Consider the following 19,418-nt stretch of genomic DNA (forward strand, 5'->3'; position numbering starts at 1 on the left):
TTCGGTGTCCGCTTTTGACAGTAGCCGACATCGGGTGCCGGCCTTCTGGCCGATTTTCTTGGGACGGGGGCGTTCCGGTCCTTTGCTGGTGGATCAGATCCTCACGTCATTCATGCCAGCTTAGCGAATGGCGGCGGCTCCGGTCTGAGCTTGGCGAGCTTTCTCAGGTTCTGGGCGGTGGCGGCGAGCAGGAACTCGTCGTGCGCGCCACAAGGTCCGCGCAGCCACAGCCGGCCCAGCTTGAGGATGCGCTTGAGATGGGCGAACAGCATCTCGACCCGCTTGCGCTCTCGGCGCGACTGGTCGAAGGCGGGTGTGTCATAGAGCCCCTTGGCGACGTCGCGGGCATCCTCTGGATATCGCGCGGGATCTTGCGATGCCGGCTCTTGGGACAGCATCGGTCTTTGAGCGGACAGGGATCGCAGTCGTATTTGCTGGCGCGATACATGAGCTGGTTGTCGTTCACGATCGTGCCCTTGCTGGTCAGCATCTTGCCGGTCGGGCAGAAATAGACATCACCCTGGTGATCGTAGGTGAAGTCCTCGCGTGAGAAGCTTCCGTCGCGGCGTTTGGACTTGTCGAACACCGGCACGTGCGGCTCGATGCCGCGCTCATGCACCAGCCAGCCGAGCATCTCGGCGGAGCCATAGCCCGTATTGCCGGCGAGCCTTTGCGGGTAGAGATCGAAACGCGCTTCGGTCCGCTCCATCATGGTCTTGGCTGCCTTGACCTCGGCCTGACGAACCGCAGTCGAGGCCTCCACATCGACGATGACACCGTGATCGAGATCGATCAGGTAGTTGCTGCAGTAGGCAAAGAAGGCTTGGCCGTCGTGTGCGCCGGTCCAGCGCGCGGCTGGATCGGCCGGCGAGAGGAACTTTGGCGTCACTTTGGTCGCGGCCCCGAACGCCGCGTCGTCCAGCACGGCCAGATATTCATCGATTGCCCGGCTCGATTTCTTCGGCGGCAGGCCCTTGGCGCCTTCGATGCCCTCCTGGCGACTGGCATCGGCCTTGATCAGACTGGCATCGACCGCGAAACCCTCGCCGCCCACCAGCCCCTCGTCGAGGCAGCGCTGCACCACCGTCTCAAAGACGTGACGCAGGAGGTCGCTGTCGCGGAACCGGCCATGACGGTTCTTTGAGAAGGTCGAATGATCGGGTACCTCGCCCTCAAGACCGAGCCGACAGAACCACCGGTAAGCCAGGTTCAGATGAACCTCCTCGCACAGCCGGCGTTCCGAGCGGATGCCCTGGCAATAGCCAACGATCAGCATTCGGATCAGCAGCTCGGGATCGACCGACGGTCGACCGGTCGGGCTGTAGAAGGGGGCCAGATGCTGCCGCACCATGCTGAGATCCACGAAGCGGTCGATCGATCGCAACATGTGGTCCGCCGGCACATGATCCTCGAGCGAGAACTCGTAGAACAATGCACCCTGGTCAATTTGCCGCGAACCCATCATCGCATTCACTCCAGCTTCGAATGCTGCAATGAATCAACGATACCGGCCCGCCGCAACATCAGACTTTTTCAACAGAATCGGTCGGCATGCGTCGATTGTCCTGTCGTGGAAGGGCTCAACCAATAACCAGATCTGGCTTGCAACAACCCTGTACCGCGTGTCTCAGCTTCCCAATGCCGATTCCAGGAACGGATGTATTTCCTGATATTGCATCGGGATCGGAATCTGATGGGGCACTCCAGGGAAAATCCGTTCGCGAACAAGCACATTGTTTGCTCTTAGTTTTGCAGCAAGCCGTCGCGCCTGATTGACGGTAACATCCGAGTCTTGACCGCCGTGGAGAATGAGGGTTGCGGCCTTGATTTTCCCCGCATGGCGCAAGGCGGATCGCTCTGCAAAAGCCTGCTCTGTCGTCCCTGCCTCCGTTTCTATGTTCTGATCCAGGCGCGGCCGGCCGGTTGGGTAGCGCTCGCCGAGATCGTAGACGCCGGCAACCAGAATCAACGCCCGAAGGCGCGCATCCCGTGTCGCGACCATTGCCGAGGTGGCCGCGCCACGGCTGACCCCATAAAGGGCAATACGGTTGCGATCAACCGATGGCAGATCCCACAGATAGGTAATGGCTCTTCCCACGGCGGCTTGCGTTCGCGGCCCGACAAAATCAGGGGGTCCGGAAGACCCGCCATAACCCGGCATGGATACGGCCGCCGCAACATAGCCACGCTCGGCCATATCTGCGAGGCGTCCCTCATCGATGGTTGCAAGCCGAGGCCTGTCTTCGAGACTCGCGAAGACACGGGCACCGGGGCGGCCCCCAATTTGATGGCCGTGGACGAACAGGATCGCTGGCCAGGGTCCGTCACCCTTTGGCGTGGCGATGAACAACTCCACCTGGGCCTGCTCATCGCCTGTGCTTTGAAGAACAAGGCGTTCTTGACCGACGGCAGGGTATGAAAAAAGACCAGCGACGGAAACGACCGTAGCCAGAAAGCGTCTCATATGCTGCATCCTCAATACTGGAAAACCAGAACAATTCACGCTCTATCGACCGGCATTGAAAAGTTGACGCAAGCCACAGCCTCAGTGCCACTATCGCAGAGGTGACGACCTGTGGGAATGCGCAGCAGTGGTGCTGAACGCCGCACTCAAGTCGGTGACAGTGGATCGGCCCAACCCGACGACCGCGGCGAGGCCTTCTTTGGGACAAGTGAAGCGGAATATGCCCTGCCTGGCCGAAGTCGGAGATACCCGAGACTTTTTCAACAGAATCGGCCGCAAGTCGTCACCGTTTATTCGAGCGCTGAACGCGTTCCCTGATGGAACGCCATCTTCCAATGCTTCCCATTGGACCGCCAAATTGAGCTTCGAAGGGTAGCCGTCTCGCGAATCCGGTAGGTGACAAGCATGATCGAAGGTGAGAGTTCCCGAGCATTGAACTCCGTGATCGTACGTGGGCCGTCAAATCCCGGAGCCTGCTGCAGCGCCTCGATCATTGTCGGCTTGTCGTATATACGGCCGGAACTTCCGAACTCAATGAAGTCATCCGCCAAAAGGCTGTCAACCTCGCGTGGTGAGCGTCGAACAAGAGGGTCCATCAGGCGGACTTCCAAGGCGCGCAGCTCTTCGGCGATTTTCGTTTCCGCGATCATTTTGCTAGACTAACACATATTAATCTGGCCATGGGCGCATTACCAACGCCAAGTTGATCTTCATATGATGTGCTATCATGGAAGTGAGTAAGCCAATTGAAGCGACTGCAGTTGGCCGCGTATGGCCCTTTGGTATCGCCACACTGAGTGATCGCCTATGGCCGATTCTGTTGAAAAACTGGTGGGCGTGCCTGTCGAGCTGAGACCGTTTGATCTTTCTGCCGGGTTTGCCTGTTAAGCGGCTGGGTCTGGCTGCGGCATTTGGATCAGCTTTGCTAGCTTCCTGAGGTTCTGAGCGGTGGCTGCGAGGAGGAATTCATCGTGAGCCCCACAGGGGCCCCGTAATCGCAGGCGGCCGAGACCCAAGATGCGCTTGAGGTGGGCAAACAACATCTCGACTTTCTTGCGCTGCCGCCGCGAGGTTCGATAGGCGTCGGTTAAGGCGATGTCTCGGGCCATGTCGCGAGCGCCTTCGTGGATGGAGCGTGGCACTTTTCGTGCCGGTTCCTTAGGGCAGCAGCGCGGCTTGAGGCTGCAGACCTCGCAGTCGTATTTGCTGGCGCGATACATGAGCTGGTTGTCGTTCACGATCGTGCCCTTGCTGGTCAGCATCTTGCCGGTCGGGCAGAAATAGACATCACCCTGGTGATCGTAGGTGAAGTCCTCGCGTGAGAAGCTTCCGTCGCGGCGTTTGGACTTGTCGAACACCGGCACGTGCGGCTCGATGCCGCGCTCATGCACCAGCCAGCCGAGCATCTCGGCGGAGCCATAGCCCGTATTGCCGGCGAGCCTTTGCGGGTAGAGATCGAAACGCGCTTCGGTCCGCTCCATCATGGTCTTGGCTGCCTTGACCTCGGCCTGACGAACCGCAGTCGAGGCCTCCACATCGACGATGACACCGTGATCGAGATCGATCAGGTAGTTGCTGCAGTAGGCAAAGAAGGCTTGGCCGTCGTGTGCGCCGGTCCAGCGCGCGGCTGGATCGGCCGGCGAGAGGAACTTTGGCGTCACTTTGGTCGCGGCCCCGAACGCCGCGTCGTCCAGCACGGCCAGATATTCATCGATTGCCCGGCTCGATTTCTTCGGCGGCAGGCCCTTGGCGCCTTCGATGCCCTCCTGGCGACTGGCATCGGCCTTGATCAGACTGGCATCGACCGCGAAACCCTCGCCGCCCACCAGCCCCTCGTCGAGGCAGCGCTGCACCACCGTCTCAAAGACGTGACGCAGGAGGTCGCTGTCGCGGAACCGGCCATGACGGTTCTTTGAGAAGGTCGAATGATCGGGTACCTCGCCCTCAAGACCGAGCCGACAGAACCACCGGTAAGCCAGGTTCAGATGAACCTCCTCGCACAGCCGGCGTTCCGAGCGGATGCCCTGGCAATAGCCAACGATCAGCATTCGGATCAGCAGCTCGGGATCGACCGACGGTCGACCGGTCGGGCTGTAGAAGGGGGCCAGATGCTGCCGCACCATGCTGAGATCCACGAAGCGGTCGATCGATCGCAACATGTGGTCCGCCGGCACGTGATCCTCGAGCGAGAACTCGTAGAACAATGCACCCTGGTCAATTTGCCGCGAACCCATCATCGCATTCACTCCAGCTTCGAATGCTGCAATGAATCAACGATACCGGCCCGCCGCAACATCAGACTTTTTCAACAGAATCGGTCGGCATGCGTCGATTGTCCTGTCGTGGAAGGGCTCAACCAATAACCAGATCTGGCTTGCAACAACCCTGTACCGCGTGTCTCAGCTTCCCAATGCCGATTCCAGGAACGGATGTATTTCCTGATATTGCATCGGGATCGGAATCTGATGGGGCACTCCAGGGAAAATCCGTTCGCGAACAAGCACATTGTTTGATATTGTAAGGTCTTGCGCGGCCGTACGTGAGTTGCCGTCGTCGTACGCAGTTGTTGAGCCCCTGATACTCTGGCTGGAGTTGTGTCGTTGGTTGCGAGGGGCACCGGTGGAAGAACCGCAAAACCGGGGCCCCGATTTGAACCTACCAACGCATCGCAGGTTGTAGATAGCCCCACCTGGGTTTGGATTAATCATTGGTATGTATAAGACTTTAGAGATCTATAGACTTTCGCCGTAGACCACGATGATCACGATGTTAAGTACAGTATCGTGGATTCTGATGCCATTTTTGCGGGGTGGTTGCGGACCTCCCACCAATAATCAAGAGCCCAAACGGGTCGGTAGCCCCGTTTTGATGTGAGCTGGTCAAGCGGCGGCGGCGGACATGGCCGCATAGTCGGGGTCGAAGCGTGTCCGGCGTTGAAGCAGCGTGCAGGCGACGGCGAGCAACCGGTCGCCGATGGTGCGCAAGGCCCGGCCATGGCTGTGACCGCGCCGGCGCAATTCACCATAGCGACGGCGGCTGACGACATCGCGTTGGCTGGCGACACGCGCCCAGTGATAGAGGGCATTGGCCAAGCGTCGATTGCAAGCATAACGCCGGGCCACAAGGCAGCGCTTGCCGCTGCGCAGGGTCACCGGCGCCACACCTGCCAAGGTCCGCAAGGCGTGATAGTCTCGCCGGCATAGGGGCTGCCAAGCCTCGGCGAGCAGCGTGGCGATGACGATCCTTCCGGTTCCCGGCATCGAGCGTAGGATGGTCACGTCGCGCTGCCCGGCCCCCTGCCCCGGCTCGCTCTCCTCAGCAGCGAGTCTATCGCAGAGCGTCTCCAGGTGCCGATGGGCAGATTTGACCTGCCGCTTGACCAGTTTGAGGCGCTCGGCCAGGACATGCGCGTCCCGGCGGTCGTCCTTGGCGCCGGCAACGCTGAAGCGGTCGCGAAAGCGGTCAAGCTGCTTAGGATTGATCGCGTAGACCTGAAACCCACGCTCCAAGAGCGCTTCCACCACCGGGCCATGCGGCACCTCGATGGCAACCGCGATCGAACCCGGCGCGGCGGCGGTCCTGGCCGTCAGCCAGTCGCAGGCCTCCGCAAGTCCGGCGCCACCGTGGCTTACCGAGCGCTCACCTACCGACTGCCCGCCCTGCATCGAGAAGACAGACCTGATGGCTCTCCGACGCCCAGTCGATACCCACAAACCATCCAACCTCATCACCTGCCATGGCCGAGACCTCCCTTGTTGTCCGGACCACCGCGACGCCGATCAATCCCTGTACTGGCGCTCCAAGGCGCAACCTCCCACCGGACATCCGTCGCGGCCGTCCCGCCGGGGCACCAGTCCGCAACAGGTGCTCGCAGGCACTGGGGGCCTTGGGTTGCTCCCGGCAGGCCGGCCCGGTCCAGCTAGTCTACATCCAAGACCAGCTCACCAACTTCCAAATGGTACGAGGGCCCGCAACCAACGATATCAGCAGGGCCTTTTCCAAGCTGCGGCATAGTGATCCACTTCGATCCATGTATAACTCAAACCGATGTCGAAAAGTTCATTTTTCCACCACTCCGCGTTCCTTTGCCCAAAGGAAACAGTGTGCCCGTCTACCGGAGCATTTTCAGCCAAAGACATTCCAACAAAGCCTCTTCAAGCGTCACACAAGAATAGAGACGCCACCACCGCCCTGTGTGCCTTAGCCACATGACGTCAAAGCAGGTCTCATCAAACTCGAGCAAGCCGCCCCGCTGACTGGCCAATTCGATGGCTGTCCTATTGGCTGGCTCGAGTGGGGCCGGGTCCATTTATGATCGTCGCACCAGTCCGCGAATGTGGCTCTTGCCCCAGCCATCGAGGAAAAGAATGCCTGTCAGTTTAGGACACCGACAGGCGGCACAAAGTGGTAGCCGAGCTGTTCCGCAACGGCGCGATAGGTGACCCGGCCCTCCCAGACGTTCAGTCCCGTGAGCAGATGTGAGTTATCCAACAAACCTTGCCGCCAGCCCTTGTCGGCAATCGCAACGCAATAGTGAACGACCCCATCGAAAACAAAGGTCGGGTTGGCGTGAGTCGTTACCCTCGAAATCTCGAAACAGCCACCCTGGTCGATCGCGACGTCAACGATCACGGCCCTGTCCTGCATCATCGACAGCATGTCTCGTGTAACCAGTTTTGGCGCCGCCGCCCCAGGAATGAGAACAGCGCCGATCACCAGGTCGGCCTCGGCGACCAGTCTCTCGAGCGCGGTCTTGGTCGAATAGATGACTTTCGCCGAAGCTTCGAAATGGTTCTCCAGGCGCTCTAGGACGGCTGGATTTCGGTCAAGTATTGTGACGTCCGCATGGTTGCCGACTGCCATTTGAGCTGCGTTGAAACCGACGATCCCGCCGCCGATGATCACGATCTTGGCTGGCTCGACGCCGGGGACGCCACCGAGAAGCACACCACGCCCACCATACGCCTTTTCAAGTGCGGCGGCGCCGGCCTGTACGGACATACGCCCCGCGACCTGACTCATGGGCTTCAACAAAGGCAGTCCGCCTGAATCGTCTGTAACCGTTTCATAGGCGATGCAGATGGCACCTGACTCAACAAGATCCTTTGTTTGATCGGGGGCGAGGTGCAGGTAGGTGTAGAGTATCTGACCTTCGCGAAGTTTTGCGCGCTCGGTCGCTTGAGGCTCCTTGACCTTAACAACCATCTCCGCCCGCCCGAAGACCTCGTCGGCCGTGTCAACGATCTTTGCGCCGGCGGAAAGATAATCGTTGTCAGTGGCGCCGATCCCGAATCCGGCCGAAGTTTCGACCATCACGCTGTGGCCATGGGCTGTTAGCTCAGACGCGCTCTCCGGTGTCGGACCAACACGATATTCGTGGTTCTTAATCTCCTTGGGAACACCGACTAGCATCGTTTTTTCCTTCTTCTATCGCACCTTCGTGCGAATCACTGTCATCTCCGATTCTCATTCATGCCGTGGGCTACTGGACCTTCGGTACAATAGACACGCGCCCTGTTCGATACTTTCCGGCCAAGCGGGCTAGATCATCGGTGGCTCGACCGTTGGAAAGGTCAACTCTGCCCGGTGTCTGTCGTGGCCTTCGATTGACAGCTCTAGAAGTGCCACCGCTTCTACTCCTGGCGTTCGCCCGGCTGAAACCTTTGCAGTCCATCAGTCCACTCCGTATCCGCCAGACATCGGTCGATGGCGAGTCGCTCCACGGCGATTCCGCGGGTTAGGTCCGTCGTTCCGCCGATGTCGACGGATCGCTTGACAAGGCTGATCGCGAGAGTAGGAGCGTTGGCAATTGCCGTTGCGATCTCTGCCACCCCCGCCTCTATGCTTTCTGAGTCGAAAAGCCGCTGTACTAGGCCAATATCGAGCGCCTCCAGCGCCTCGAGCTTACGGCCGGTGAAGAGAAGCTCTTTCGTGCTAGCCGTTCCAATTCTGCGAGGAAGACGCTGAGTCGCGCCAACCGTCCCCCAGAGGGTCTCAGGGAAACGGAAACTTGCGGCTTCCGACGCATAGATGAAATCGCACGCCATCGCAATCTCCCCTCCTGACCCCACAAGTGCCCCGTCAACCAGCGCGATATGCGGCTTCTCCGAAACTTCGATGGACTCGTAAGCCCGAAAGGCACGACGCCGCCGTTCCCGGACCCATGCAGCGTCTTTGCCTTTGCGCTCCTTTAGATCTGCGCCAGCACAAAAGACGGGGCCCCGTCCGGTGATCACGACGACACGGACCTCTTCATCCCTAGCCAGCCTCTGCTCAAAGTCATAGAGATCATCACAGAGCTGAAGGTTGACGGCATTGCGTGCTTCGGGTCGGTTCAGTTCGACGAAAGCGACGCCTTCTCGGCATTCGACAACAAGCGTTTCGAAGGCATAGTCCATGGTCGAGTCCTCTCAAACGACGCCTTTGGCGGTGAGGTCGCGCACCCTGTCCGCGTCGTAGCCAAGTAGCCCCGACAAAATGGATTGGCTTTGCTGGCCGAGGGTTGGTGGGGGCGATATCGCTGGGTTGTCAAAACCTTCCAGAAGAAGAGGATTGCGCAAAGCCGGAAAGGGTCCCACTTCGGGGTATTCGAAGCTGCCGATCATATTCCGCGCCTTGGTGTTTTCATCTTCGAGGATTTGATCCACCGAGTTGACCGGGCCGACCGGCACGCGCCGGGCCTCAAGGCCTTTGATGACATCTTTCCGTGGGCGTTTTGAAATGGCTGCCTTGAGGCTCGCGGAAACGAGTTTTCGATTTCGAACGCGGCCACTGTTCGTCGCCAAATCGTCCCGGGTGGCCAGGTCTTCAAGACCGAAAAACTCGCAAAGCGGCAGCCAGTGCTGATCTGATGCTGAGATCTGCAGCCACTCTCCGTCGGCGCACTGGAAAGCAGCGGAGGGCACGCGACCAGGATGCTCCGTTCCTTCGCGCTTTGGCGCCTCTCCCAGCGCGAAGAATCGAGCGGCTGCAATCGTTAGCAAGCTCACCTGGATGTCCATCATCGATACATCGATTCGACAGCCCCTGCCGGAAACCCCACGCCCAACGAGGCCGGTAAGTGCGGCTATGGCCAGCCATAAACCCGAGGTCAGATCGGCAACAGGCAAGCCTGCCTTGGCCGGTCCGCCATCCTTCTCGCCGGTCAGTGACATCATCCCGCCCATCGCCTGGAAGACGGTGTCGTAGCCGACCTTGTGAGAGTTCGGGCCGAACTGGCCAAAACCCGTGTTTGAGACATAGATAAGGCGAGGGTTCACCTCTTTGAGGCGGTCATAGTCCAATCCGAGCTTCGCCATCTGCCCGACCGGAAAGTTCTCAAGCAAGACGTCCGCTTTTGCCGCGATGTCGCGTGCGATCTCTTTGCCATCCTCTGACTTCAGATCGAGAGTGATGGATTCCTTTCCGCGATTGAAGGCGAAGAAGTAGCCGCTGTCTTTCTTCAACCTTGGTTCCCAGGACCGCGTCTCGTCGCCGATGCCCGGTCGCTCGATCTTGACGACGCGGGCTCCGAAATCGGCCAGAATCTGCGCGGACATCGGACCGGCGAGAACGCGACTGAAATCGGCGACGAGTACTCCCTCGAGTGGTTTCATCCCAGCCTCCTAACCCCGGAAGCCGCGCATGATTACATTGACGTCGCGGCCCGCGCGCATCGCTTCGGGATAGGTGGCTTCGGAAACACGGTAGAAAAGCTCTTTGGTTGTCTGCATGGCCAAGGGATGCACGTCTGCAATCGAATACGCCATGTCCATGGCGACAGTCATGAGCGCCTCGTCTTCGACTACCCGATTCACTATCCCGAGCTCCAAAGCCTCGGTGGCAGTCAGCAGCCGCCTCAGCGCGAGAAGCTCGAAGGCCTGCTTGCGTCCGACGGCACGCGAAAGCCCAGTCATAACCAGCGCAGCGACAATGTTATGTTTGAGTTCCGGATAGCCGAACTTGAGGGACGCGCCGGCGACGGCCAGATCGGCGCCGGCGACCAGCCCCGCGCCGCCCCCGACCGCTGGACCCTGCGCCGCGGCAATAATCGGTTTGCGGATTTCCGGCAGAAGGGATTGCAATCGAAAAGTCAGTTCCGCTCTTTTCCGTACGGTTTCTGGGTTGTCCGTGGTGAGATGTGAGAACTCTTTGAGATCCGCACCGGCACAGAAACCGCGACCGGCGCCAGCCAGCACTATGACATGGACGCTGTCGTGCCGGTCGGCGGCGACCAAAGCATCAACGAGCTGCTGAGTGAGCTCCGTGTTGAGAGCGTTCAGCTTGTCCGGGCGATTCAACTCGAGGATCGTGATGGACCCATCCTTCCTTATCGCAAGCGGCTCGGTCATCCGGTTTCTCCTCTGATCAAGGGAGAGAGGCCTGTTCGAAGTGTCTTGCCATTCAGTTGCCGGCCAAGGGTACCCTCGCAGAACTGCGCAACATCCAACAGACCATCCAAGTCAACGCTGGTCTGCACACCCATCGCCTCGAACAAATTGATCAAGTCCTCTGTGGCCACGTTTCCCGTGTGGCCACCGCCGTATTTGATCTTGGCGGGATGGCCTCCGGCGCCGCCAAAGGAGGAGTCGAACCAGCGGCAGCCGGCGCCGTAGGCGGCGACGCAGTTCGCGAGACCGGTTCCGCGGGAATCATGGAAGTGGGCAATAAGCGTAACGTCGGGAGCGGCCTTGCCAATTCGCTCGAACAGCGCGTCAACCGACCATGGCGTTGCCAAGCCGGTGGTGTCGCCCAGGCTTACATGCTGGATCCCAAGCTCGGCAAAGCGGATGCAGTCGTCTACGACGACACCAGGTTCGACAGCGCCTTCGAACGGGCAGCCGAAGGTCACCGAGAGCGAACCAATCAGGCGGTAGCGTGATCCGGCGGCACTTACCATTTCTGCTATGCGCTGCCACTGCTCGTCCTTCGTCGCACGAAGGTTCTTTTGACTGTGTGACTCGGTCGCTGATGCCAAAAGGCTGATTTCGTTGACGCCTTTTCCCGCATCATGATCCGCGTTGGCCCGCTCTACGGCCCTTAGATTGGCGCAAGTCGCCTTGTAGTGGGCGTCGTCGCGTCGGGTGATTTTTGCGAGGACCTCCGAAGCATCGGAGAACTGCGGGACGACCTTGGGATTGGAATAGGATGTCGCCTCAATGCGCGGCAAACCAAGGCGGCTGAAACGATCGATCAAGGCGACCTTGGTTTCTGTTGAGACAATGTCAGGTTCGTTTTGAAGGCCGTCTCTTGCGAAGCATTCGCTAACAACGATTCTCTCTGACATGGTTCACTTCCAAAACAAAAAGCGCCGACCACCACCTGCCCAATTGGCATGTGTGCGGTCGGCGCCGGTTTGACTCGATCTGGGCGCCCCTCCTTGAGGGAGCGGCGTCTCGATGCCCCTTGCACCTGAAGCGTTGAAGTATTTGAAACGACGCTTCGGAGTCAAGCACGTTTAGAAATCTCTTGACTATCGCGTTCGTTCTGTTCCAATCGTGCGCAGGATTAGGAGAATCCCGCGCACGGGTGGCGACCGTGCGAGAAGGGATTCGAACCGGTTCTCGCGTGAGCCCTGTCTCGGGGTCTCAAGCGAGGGCTTTTTTTTTGCCAAGTCAGAAGGGTCGGGAGGTAGCGATGTCTATCAGGGCTGCTCAAGAAATTCTGCTACAACAAGAAACTCACCTACAACATGGAGTCATAGGCTTTCCCACTGCGCTTGCAACAGCCATCGGGCTGATAATCGCGGGCCCCGTTCTTTTGACGGCCACGACAGGGTTCGGCATCGGTGGCGGAGTCTTCGCGGCGGCCATCGTGATCGCCTACCTGCTGATGTTGGCACAACTCACCAGCTTTTCTGAAGCGGCCGCGATGATACCCACAGCGGGATCCGTCTACGACTACATCGGGTGCGGCCTTGGACGCTTCTGGTCCATTACAGGAACTCTGGCTGCCTACCTCATCGTGCATGTCTTTGCCGGCACAGCGGAAGTCGCTGTGGCCGGGGCTTTCGCGACCGTCAACTTCGGCTTCCTTTCGGGACTGGCAGAGTCCGGATCTTGGGTCATTGGCGTCGCGCTCGTGCTCCTATTCGGCTTCGTGAACATCCTTGGCATTGAGGTCTACGGCAAAGCCGAGATTTTCATGACCGCGTTCATGTGGGGCACCTTGATGATCTTCGGTATCGTAGGCGTTTTGATGCCACCGGCCGTTGAAATCGAAGGATTCTTTGGCGCATCCCTCGTCGGTTCGGACTTCGCGACGATACTGTCGCTGGTCGGACTTGCCATGTTCCTGTTCGTGGGTTGCGAGTTCGTCACGCCCCTAGCCGCAGAACTGAAAAATGCGGCCCGCAACATCCCTCGGTCTATGTACATCGGCACCTCAATGGTTGCCGTATCTATGTTCATCTATGGTGCAGCCATCAAGCGGCAAGTCGGTGAGGTCCCTGTCGAGGAAGGCGCCACCGTAATGCTCTTGGAAACGCCGCTCGCAATTCCGGTGTTTGCCGGGCAGGTGCTGGGCACGTTCGGACAGCTTTGGTTGGGTATCGCTGTGTTGCTGGCCTCGGCGGCGACAATCAATACGCTGCTGGCCGGTGTTCCGCGAATTCTCTATGGAATGGCGGTGGACGGTGCTCTGCCGAAGGCTTTTGCTTACCTCCATCCGCGGTTCAAAACGCCAATCGTCGGAATCGTGGTGACGGTCGCGATTCCGGCCGTTTACGCAATTGTTATCGACGGGAATGTGGATAGCATTCTCAAGTTGATCTTGGCTGCTGTCTGCGCTTGGCTCTTTGCCTACATCCTCGTCAATCTGTCGATCATTCAACTTCGCCGACGGCGCCCGGATTTGGACCGCCCCTATCGCGTACCCTTTTATGCGTTCCCACAGATCATGGCGACGCTCGGAATGTTGGTGGCCATCTGGTTTATTGCGCCTCCAGGGATCGAGCGAGCTGAGGTTTACATTCCCTTCGGAATTCTCCTCGCGCTGACCGCCGGATACGCTCTCTTTTGGCTTTCCGCTGTCAAGAAGACCAAGCCCTTCCAGCCTGTCGAGCCGGAAGAACTCGACGAGTTCAGAGAAATCAAGGGCCTGTCATAGAGCGTTGGTGCGGTGATGCAGCGAGGGGCCCTTCTATCAAGAGGACTACCCGGCAACTACCGTGCCGGGCACCTCCTGACCCTGTTGTCGCAACGAGACTTCAACGGCTTTGCGATTGAGCGCACGGCTCCGAGCACCGGCGTGATCTCGGAACCCGCAGGTACGCTCCACTTTACTGTCCGAGAGCGGGTCAAGAAGGACTTTCTGTGCCACACGGCCATCGCGGTGTTTGAGTTGCGCGTTGGCGAAGTCGACAAGCCTTGGGGGCGAATCAAGATACGCCATAAAGGCGCGATGCGGCGGACCGGAATTGGCGTAACGATAGAGCAAGATGACTTTGCAGTGGCGGATACGGCGGAGCGCATATTGTCGGACGCCGCCGTCACAAAGGCCCTGCTACCATTGGATTTCGTGAAGTTCCAAATCGATGTGTCGTCTGGGGGTTGGCGGGCGGAGATGGAGCACTTCGGCGGCTCAGAAGTCTGTATGATGTTACCGCCATCACGCCGCTATGTGCCTTTGGGACGCGAGCAACGAGGGCATCTGATAGCCGCTTTTTGGGCCCTGTTCTGCGCTATGGCACGTCATTGACCAGAGCTCGGGATCGCCGCCTCAGATGACCGAATTCGTTACACTTGAGAGCGCCATCGGAAAGCATCTTCGCGATGGATATTGCGCTGCCTTCGAAGGCTTTACGCATCTCATCCCGCATGCCGCCGCCCACGAAGCCATACGGCAGGGCCGAAAGGACCTGACCCTTGTTCGGATGACCCCGGATGTCATCTACGACCAAATGATCGGCATGGGCTTGGCGCGGAAGCTGGTTTTTTCATTCGCCGGCAATCCGGGTGTCGGCTTGTTGCGGCGCCTCCGGGATGCCGTGGAACAGCAGTGGCCACACGCTATCGAGATCGAGGAGCATTCCCACGCCGCCATGGCAAACGCCTATGAGGCTGGGGCTGCGGGGCTGCCTTGTGCGGTGTTCCGCGGTTACATCGGGGCGGAGTTGAAGAGGGTGAACCCGAGTATCAAGGCGGTAACTTGCCCGTTCACGGGTGAGGAGCTTGCTGCGGTGCCTGCGATCAAGCCTGACGTCGGTATCATCCATGCTCAAAAGGCCAACAGGCGAGGTGATGTCCTCGTCGAAGGGATCGTCGGCGCACAAAAGGAAGTCGTCCTGGCATCACAGCGCGCCGTGGTCACAGTCGAGGAAGTGGTTGAGACCTTCGACGATGTCCATCCAAATGCCTGCATACTGCCAAACTGGGTTGTCGATGCGGTCGCAGTCGTTCCTGGCGGTGCCCATCCTTCCTACGTTCACGGTTACTACAAGCGAGACAATGGAGCGTATCTCGCCTGGGACCCCATCGCGGCGGACCGTGACCTCTTTCTGAAGTGGATGGAGGATCACGTGTTGAACGCGACAGCCGAAGATTTCGCCGAACGCGTAGGAAGCCTGCGGGCATGACGAACTTCACACCGAACGAAGTAATGACCATCGCTGCCGCCCGCGCACTACGTAACGAGGACGTGTGCTTTGTCGGAATCGGCGCACCCTCCGCGGCCTGTAACCTGGCGCGTCTAACCCATGCACCTGACATAACCCTGATCTATGAGTCCGGGACCATTGGCACCAAGCCCGACGTGCTTCCGCTGTCGATCGGCGACGGGGAACTCTGTGAGACCGCCGTAACAACAGTCCCGGTAGCGGAGATGTTCCGCTATTGGCTACAAGGAGGCCGCATCACGATTGGATTCCTGGGGGCGGCCCAAATCGACAAATTCGGTAACATCAATACCACTGTGGTGGGCGACTATGATCAGCCAAAGGTCCGCTTACCCGGTGGCGGCGGTGCCCCGGAAATTGCTGCCTCCTGCGGCGAGATTCTGATCACATTGAAGCAGGTAAAGCGGAGTTTTGTCGAAAAAATAGACTTCGTCACCTCACTCGGCCACGGCCCTAATGGCGAGGGCCGGGAGAAATTTGGCCTGACGACAAAGGGACCCTCACGGCTCTTCACCGATATGGCGATATGGAAACCGGATCGGAAGACCAGGGAGTTCGCCGTCACATCGATCCACCCGGGTGTCACACGGCAGGAGATCGAGGACACGGTGGGCTGGCCTGTGCGCTTCGCAGAGGACGTCGCAGAAACACCACCACCGACCGAGTTGGAGCTCACAGTTCTTCGCGACCTCAAGGCCAGAACTGACGCCGTTCACAAGGGCGAGATGAAGCAGTCCAAGAGGAACTCGAGAGATGGCTGACGCCCTTGTTTGCGACTATGTCCGCACACCCTTCGGCCGGTTTGGCGGATCACTAGCTTCCGTGCGGGCGGACGATCTAGGCGCCGTCCCGTTGAGAGCTCTTGCTGCACGCCATCCAGACCTGGAATGGGCCGACCTCGATGAGGTGATCTTCGGTTGTGCCAATCAGGCGGGGGAAGACAACCGCAACGTTGCCAGAATGAGCGCCCTGCTTGCCGGTCTTCCCGAAAGTGTACCCGGAACAACGATTAACCGGCTTTGTGGGTCCGGCATGGACGCGATCATATCGGGAGCGAGGAAGATCAAGTCCGGCGAAGCCGAATTCCTCATTGCAGGCGGCGTTGAGAGCATGTCCCGAGCGCCTTTCGTTGTTCCCAAAGCAGAGAGGCCATTCTCCCGGTCAGCCTCCATCGAAGACACGACCATCGGATGGCGCTTCATCAATCCTGTTATGAAGAAGTTGTACGGCGTCGACTCGATGCCAGAAACGGCAGAGAACGTTGCGCTGGAGTTTGGCATCGGCCGTACCGACCAGGACGCAATGGCATACCGCTCCCAACAACGCGCGGCGGGAGCGGCAGCGAGTGGGCGCCTGCGGCGAGAGATCACCCCGGTCGAGGTACTGAAGAAAAGGGGTGAAACTACGACGGTTGAATCCGATGAACACCTGCGGCCCGATACGACGGTCGAGAAACTGGCAGCGCTTCCAGCGCCATTTCGCGCCGACGGCACTGTAACGGCGGGTAATGCCAGTGGCGTAAACGACGGCGCGGCAGCGCTGATGCTCGCATCCGAGGCCGCCGCGTCAAGGCACGGCCTGACGCCTATTGCCCGGGTCATTGGGGGGGCAACCGCCGGCGTGGCGCCGCGGATCATGGGCATAGGGCCGGTTCCCGCAACTGAGAAGCTCTGCACCCGGCTTCGCATGGAGCCAGGTGATTTCCACGTCGTTGAACTCAATGAGGCCTTTGCATCGCAGAGCCTTGCCTGTCTAAGGACTCTTGGGCTTCCCGACGATGCGGAGCATGTCAATCCAAACGGCGGGGCGATTGCCCTTGGCCACCCGCTCGGCGCATCTGGCGCGCGTATCACGGGAACGGCGGCGCTCGAGATCTCTGGCAACAAAGGTGCAAGAGCGCTTGCGGCGATGTGCATAGGCGTCGGCCAGGGCATCGCCATCGCTCTCGAAGCTGTGTAGGCGGGAATTGAATGAAGCGGAAAACGACTCCGACAAGCTCACTGCTATCGAACCTGTCCGGATACCCCGAGACCGGAAGCAATACAGTTTAGAGTTTCTCATGTGTTTGATGCAGCCTCGTTTTCCCTGCGCTGTCGGGTCCCGCCTTCTGCGACAAGTAAGATGAGGTAAATCGAGTTTGGCCCTTTATGAGATGCGCACCTACGTTCTCTACGTGGGAAAGCTTGACGAGGCGGTGAGACACTACCAGGAGTTTGGCTGGCCGACCCTCGAACATGGCGGGTTCGATAGCAAGCTCGTGGGTTACTTCATCTCGGATGCAGGCGGGCTCAACAAGGTGATCCATCTCTGGAAGTTCGACGACGATGCCGACCGTCGCCATCACTGGAGGCGGGTCGATCAGGGCCAAGGATTTGCGGAGTTTGCGGCGAGGCTCCGCCCACTCGTCCTTACGCAGGAGAATCAACTTCTTTTGGACGCTCCCTGGGGACCGCACCCCTAGTGCAGGACCGGGTCAAGCTGGTTCGCTTGGGGTGGCGAGGGATTTGCGTCAAAGAGCTTCAACGTCTTGTGCTGTTTTCCGTCGTCGAGCTTGACTCTGTGAAGTGTTCGGTGTGTCATTGATCCGCTAGGAGTTTTCCGAGCGCTCGCTTCCGTATGGTGCGAGCGCAACGGAGGAAATCGAACCGGCGAGAGGTAGACAGGCGATTACGCCGTCTACCTCTCGCCGGTTTTTTTGGGGATCGATTGTGTGAACGCCGTACTCGCTTCTTTCGAACAGGTCAGAAATTCCTTCCCAGAGATCCCCGAGACGATCGTCGAGGCCTTGGATCGAACCGCCGCGCGCTATGCGACCGAGGAGGCAGTTGTCGAGGGCGGCTCCCGTGTGACGTTTGGAAAGCTGAAGAAGCAGGCCGACCAGGTGGCGAGCGCTCTTGCCGCAAAGGGGTTCAAAGAAGGTGACCACATCGGCGTTTGCGTCGGCAACGGCGTGGAGTGGATCGAGCTGTTTGCCGGAATCGTTCGTTTGGGTGCCGTATGTGTGCCGATCAACACGCGCCTGAAGCCCGACGAGATTGCATATCAGCTCAAGCAGGCCGACGTCGCGGCGCTCTTCATCACCGAAAGGCTTCTGTCCATCGACTTTATCGAAGTCCTCCGGTTGATCTGTCCGGAAGTGGACACCTCGCTTCCTTCGCCGAAGCTCCCGAGATTGCGGCAAGTTATCGTCCTTGGAAACTCGGCTCCGAACGCCTGTCAGACTCTTGATGACTTCTTCTCGGACGGCGGACAAGACGAGATGCCGCCTCCGCCCGAGCCTGATGATCCGGCGCTCATCCAATACACCTCCGGCACCACCAGCTTTCCAAAGGGTGTGGTTCTGACACACCGAAACATGGTGACTGATGCATATTTCGCGGGTCAGTGCATAGGTGTGCAGGCTGGGGACCGCTACCTGAGCGCACGCCCGTTCTTTCACGTGGCCGGCTCTACCCTATCGGTTGTACTGAGCCTGGTGACCGGCGCCACGCTCGTAACTATGAAGCGATTCATCGCTGACGAGGCACTGCGTTTGCTGGAAGACGAGCGGTGCACGCTTACCTCCGGAAACGACACGATGTACCTGATGTTGCTGAACAGTCCCGACTTCGCCCCCGGGTGTTATCGGCTGCGTGGCGGCTGGGCCGCGGTGTCACCCAGCATTATGCGGCGAATCACGGGCGAGTTCGACGCCGGTGAAACAGTCGTCGCCTATGGGCTTTCGGAAGCGTCTCCGAACGTTGCGATGTCGGATCATCAAGACCCTTTGGAGGACCGAGTCGCCGGTTGGATGAACGTTCATCCAGGACTTCAGGTTCGGATTACAGACCCGGAAAACGGTGTCCAATGTGCGATCGACGAAGAAGGGGAGATACAGGTACAGGGATGGTGCGTCATGCAAGGTTACTACAACGACCCTGAGGCCACAGCCAAAACGATGACCGCGGACGGGTTCTTAAGAACGGGCGACAAGGGCACTATGCGCAAGGATCTCAAGTTGAGGTTTGTGGGTCGCCTCAAGGAGATCATTCGGGTCGGCGGCGAAAACGTGGCGCCGTCCGATATCGAGGACGCCTTAGTCGAACACCCCAAGATCCAACAAGCGCAAGTTTTCGCGTTGCCAGATCCACGATTGATCGAGGTTCCCGGCGCCTATGTTCTCCTCCGGCAAGGCGAAACCCTGACCGAGGACGATGTCGCCGAATGGGCCAAATGCCGTCTCGCGAACTTCAAGATCCCCAAGTACATCGCTATCGTGGAGAGCTTCGAGTCAATCGGCATGACCGCGAGTTCCAAGATTCCCAAACGTCTTTTGGCCGAGCACGCGAAGAAACTCTTTGGTCTGGAGGACAGCTAGCTAGG

General features: G+C 59.1%; 16 protein-coding genes and 1 pseudogene. 7 read left to right on the top strand and 10 right to left on the bottom strand.

Annotated features, from left to right (window positions below; all coding sequences use genetic code 11):
• Positions 1–110: 110 nt before the first annotated feature.
• The 10 genes and pseudogenes from ACP146_RS13990 to ACP146_RS14035 form a co-directional block, all read right to left on the bottom strand.
• Positions 111–1,465 (bottom strand): annotated as a pseudogene (locus tag ACP146_RS13990) (transposase).
• 162 nt (positions 1,466–1,627) lie between these two features.
• The gene (locus ACP146_RS13995) at positions 1,628–2,464 is read right to left on the bottom strand and encodes an alpha/beta hydrolase family protein (protein WP_422367371.1); all 837 of its coding nucleotides are present in this window, start codon (positions 2,462–2,464) and stop codon (positions 1,628–1,630) included.
• A gap of 290 nt (positions 2,465–2,754) precedes the next feature.
• Entirely contained in the window at positions 2,755–3,114 is a 360-nt protein-coding gene (locus ACP146_RS14000; RefSeq protein WP_422367372.1) for a DUF4440 domain-containing protein, read from the bottom strand.
• Between the two features lie 234 nt (positions 3,115–3,348).
• Positions 3,349–4,701 carry a transposase gene (locus ACP146_RS14005; protein WP_422367354.1) on the bottom strand — a complete coding sequence of 451 codons (1,353 nt, stop codon included), beginning with the start codon at positions 4,699–4,701 and terminating at the stop codon, positions 3,349–3,351.
• Between the two features lie 642 nt (positions 4,702–5,343).
• Positions 5,344–6,129 carry an IS110 family transposase gene (locus ACP146_RS14010; protein ID WP_422367373.1) on the bottom strand — a complete coding sequence of 262 codons (786 nt, stop codon included), beginning with the start codon at positions 6,127–6,129 and terminating at the stop codon, positions 5,344–5,346.
• A 709-nt stretch (positions 6,130–6,838) separates the two neighbouring features.
• Entirely contained in the window at positions 6,839–7,876 is a 1,038-nt protein-coding gene (locus ACP146_RS14015) for an alanine dehydrogenase (RefSeq protein ID WP_422367374.1), read from the bottom strand.
• A 221-nt stretch (positions 7,877–8,097) separates the two neighbouring features.
• Positions 8,098–8,862 (bottom strand): enoyl-CoA hydratase/isomerase family protein, encoded by a 765-nt coding sequence (locus tag ACP146_RS14020; RefSeq protein ID WP_422367375.1) that lies wholly within the window; start codon positions 8,860–8,862, stop codon positions 8,098–8,100.
• Between the two features lie 12 nt (positions 8,863–8,874).
• Positions 8,875–10,059, bottom strand: coding sequence for a CaiB/BaiF CoA transferase family protein (locus tag ACP146_RS14025; protein ID WP_422367376.1), 1,185 nt, complete (start codon positions 10,057–10,059; stop codon positions 8,875–8,877).
• Between the two features lie 9 nt (positions 10,060–10,068).
• Entirely contained in the window at positions 10,069–10,794 is a 726-nt protein-coding gene (locus ACP146_RS14030) for an enoyl-CoA hydratase/isomerase family protein (protein WP_422367377.1), read from the bottom strand.
• Positions 10,791–11,729 carry a hydroxymethylglutaryl-CoA lyase gene (locus ACP146_RS14035; RefSeq protein ID WP_422367378.1) on the bottom strand — a complete coding sequence of 313 codons (939 nt, stop codon included), beginning with the start codon at positions 11,727–11,729 and terminating at the stop codon, positions 10,791–10,793. The genes ACP146_RS14030 and ACP146_RS14035 overlap by 4 nt, the downstream gene beginning before the upstream one ends.
• 350 nt (positions 11,730–12,079) lie before the next feature.
• On the opposite strand from ACP146_RS14035, the gene ACP146_RS14040 reads away from it, so the two are divergent.
• From ACP146_RS14040 to ACP146_RS14070, 7 genes are all read left to right on the top strand, one after another.
• Positions 12,080–13,549, top strand: a complete 1,470-nt coding sequence (locus ACP146_RS14040) for an APC family permease (protein WP_422367379.1) — start codon at positions 12,080–12,082, stop codon at positions 13,547–13,549.
• Between the two features lie 84 nt (positions 13,550–13,633).
• Positions 13,634–14,140: a DUF3156 family protein gene (locus ACP146_RS14045; RefSeq protein WP_422367380.1), complete on the top strand. Its 507-nt coding sequence runs from the start codon at positions 13,634–13,636 to the stop codon at positions 14,138–14,140.
• Positions 14,141–14,165: 25 nt separating this feature from the next.
• Positions 14,166–15,017 (top strand): CoA transferase subunit A, encoded by an 852-nt coding sequence (locus ACP146_RS14050; protein WP_422367381.1) that lies wholly within the window; start codon positions 14,166–14,168, stop codon positions 15,015–15,017.
• The gene (locus ACP146_RS14055) at positions 15,014–15,817 is read left to right on the top strand and encodes a CoA-transferase subunit beta (RefSeq protein ID WP_422367382.1); all 804 of its coding nucleotides are present in this window, start codon (positions 15,014–15,016) and stop codon (positions 15,815–15,817) included. The genes ACP146_RS14050 and ACP146_RS14055 overlap by 4 nt, the downstream gene beginning before the upstream one ends.
• On the top strand, positions 15,810–17,015 hold the full coding sequence (gene pcaF, locus ACP146_RS14060) for a 3-oxoadipyl-CoA thiolase (protein ID WP_422367383.1): 1,206 nt from the start codon (positions 15,810–15,812) through the stop codon (positions 17,013–17,015). Before ACP146_RS14055 ends, pcaF begins: the two co-directional genes overlap by 8 nt.
• Before the next feature lie 193 nt (positions 17,016–17,208).
• Positions 17,209–17,517, top strand: coding sequence for an NIPSNAP family protein (locus ACP146_RS14065; protein WP_422367384.1), 309 nt, complete (start codon positions 17,209–17,211; stop codon positions 17,515–17,517).
• Positions 17,518–17,766: 249 nt separating this feature from the next.
• On the top strand, positions 17,767–19,413 hold the full coding sequence (locus tag ACP146_RS14070) for an AMP-binding protein (protein WP_422367385.1): 1,647 nt from the start codon (positions 17,767–17,769) through the stop codon (positions 19,411–19,413).
• Positions 19,414–19,418 lie beyond the last annotated feature (5 nt).

Origin of the sequence: Pelagibius sp., assembly GCF_965249265.1 — a bacterium.
Classification (GTDB): domain Bacteria; phylum Pseudomonadota; class Alphaproteobacteria; order Kiloniellales; family Kiloniellaceae; genus Pelagibius.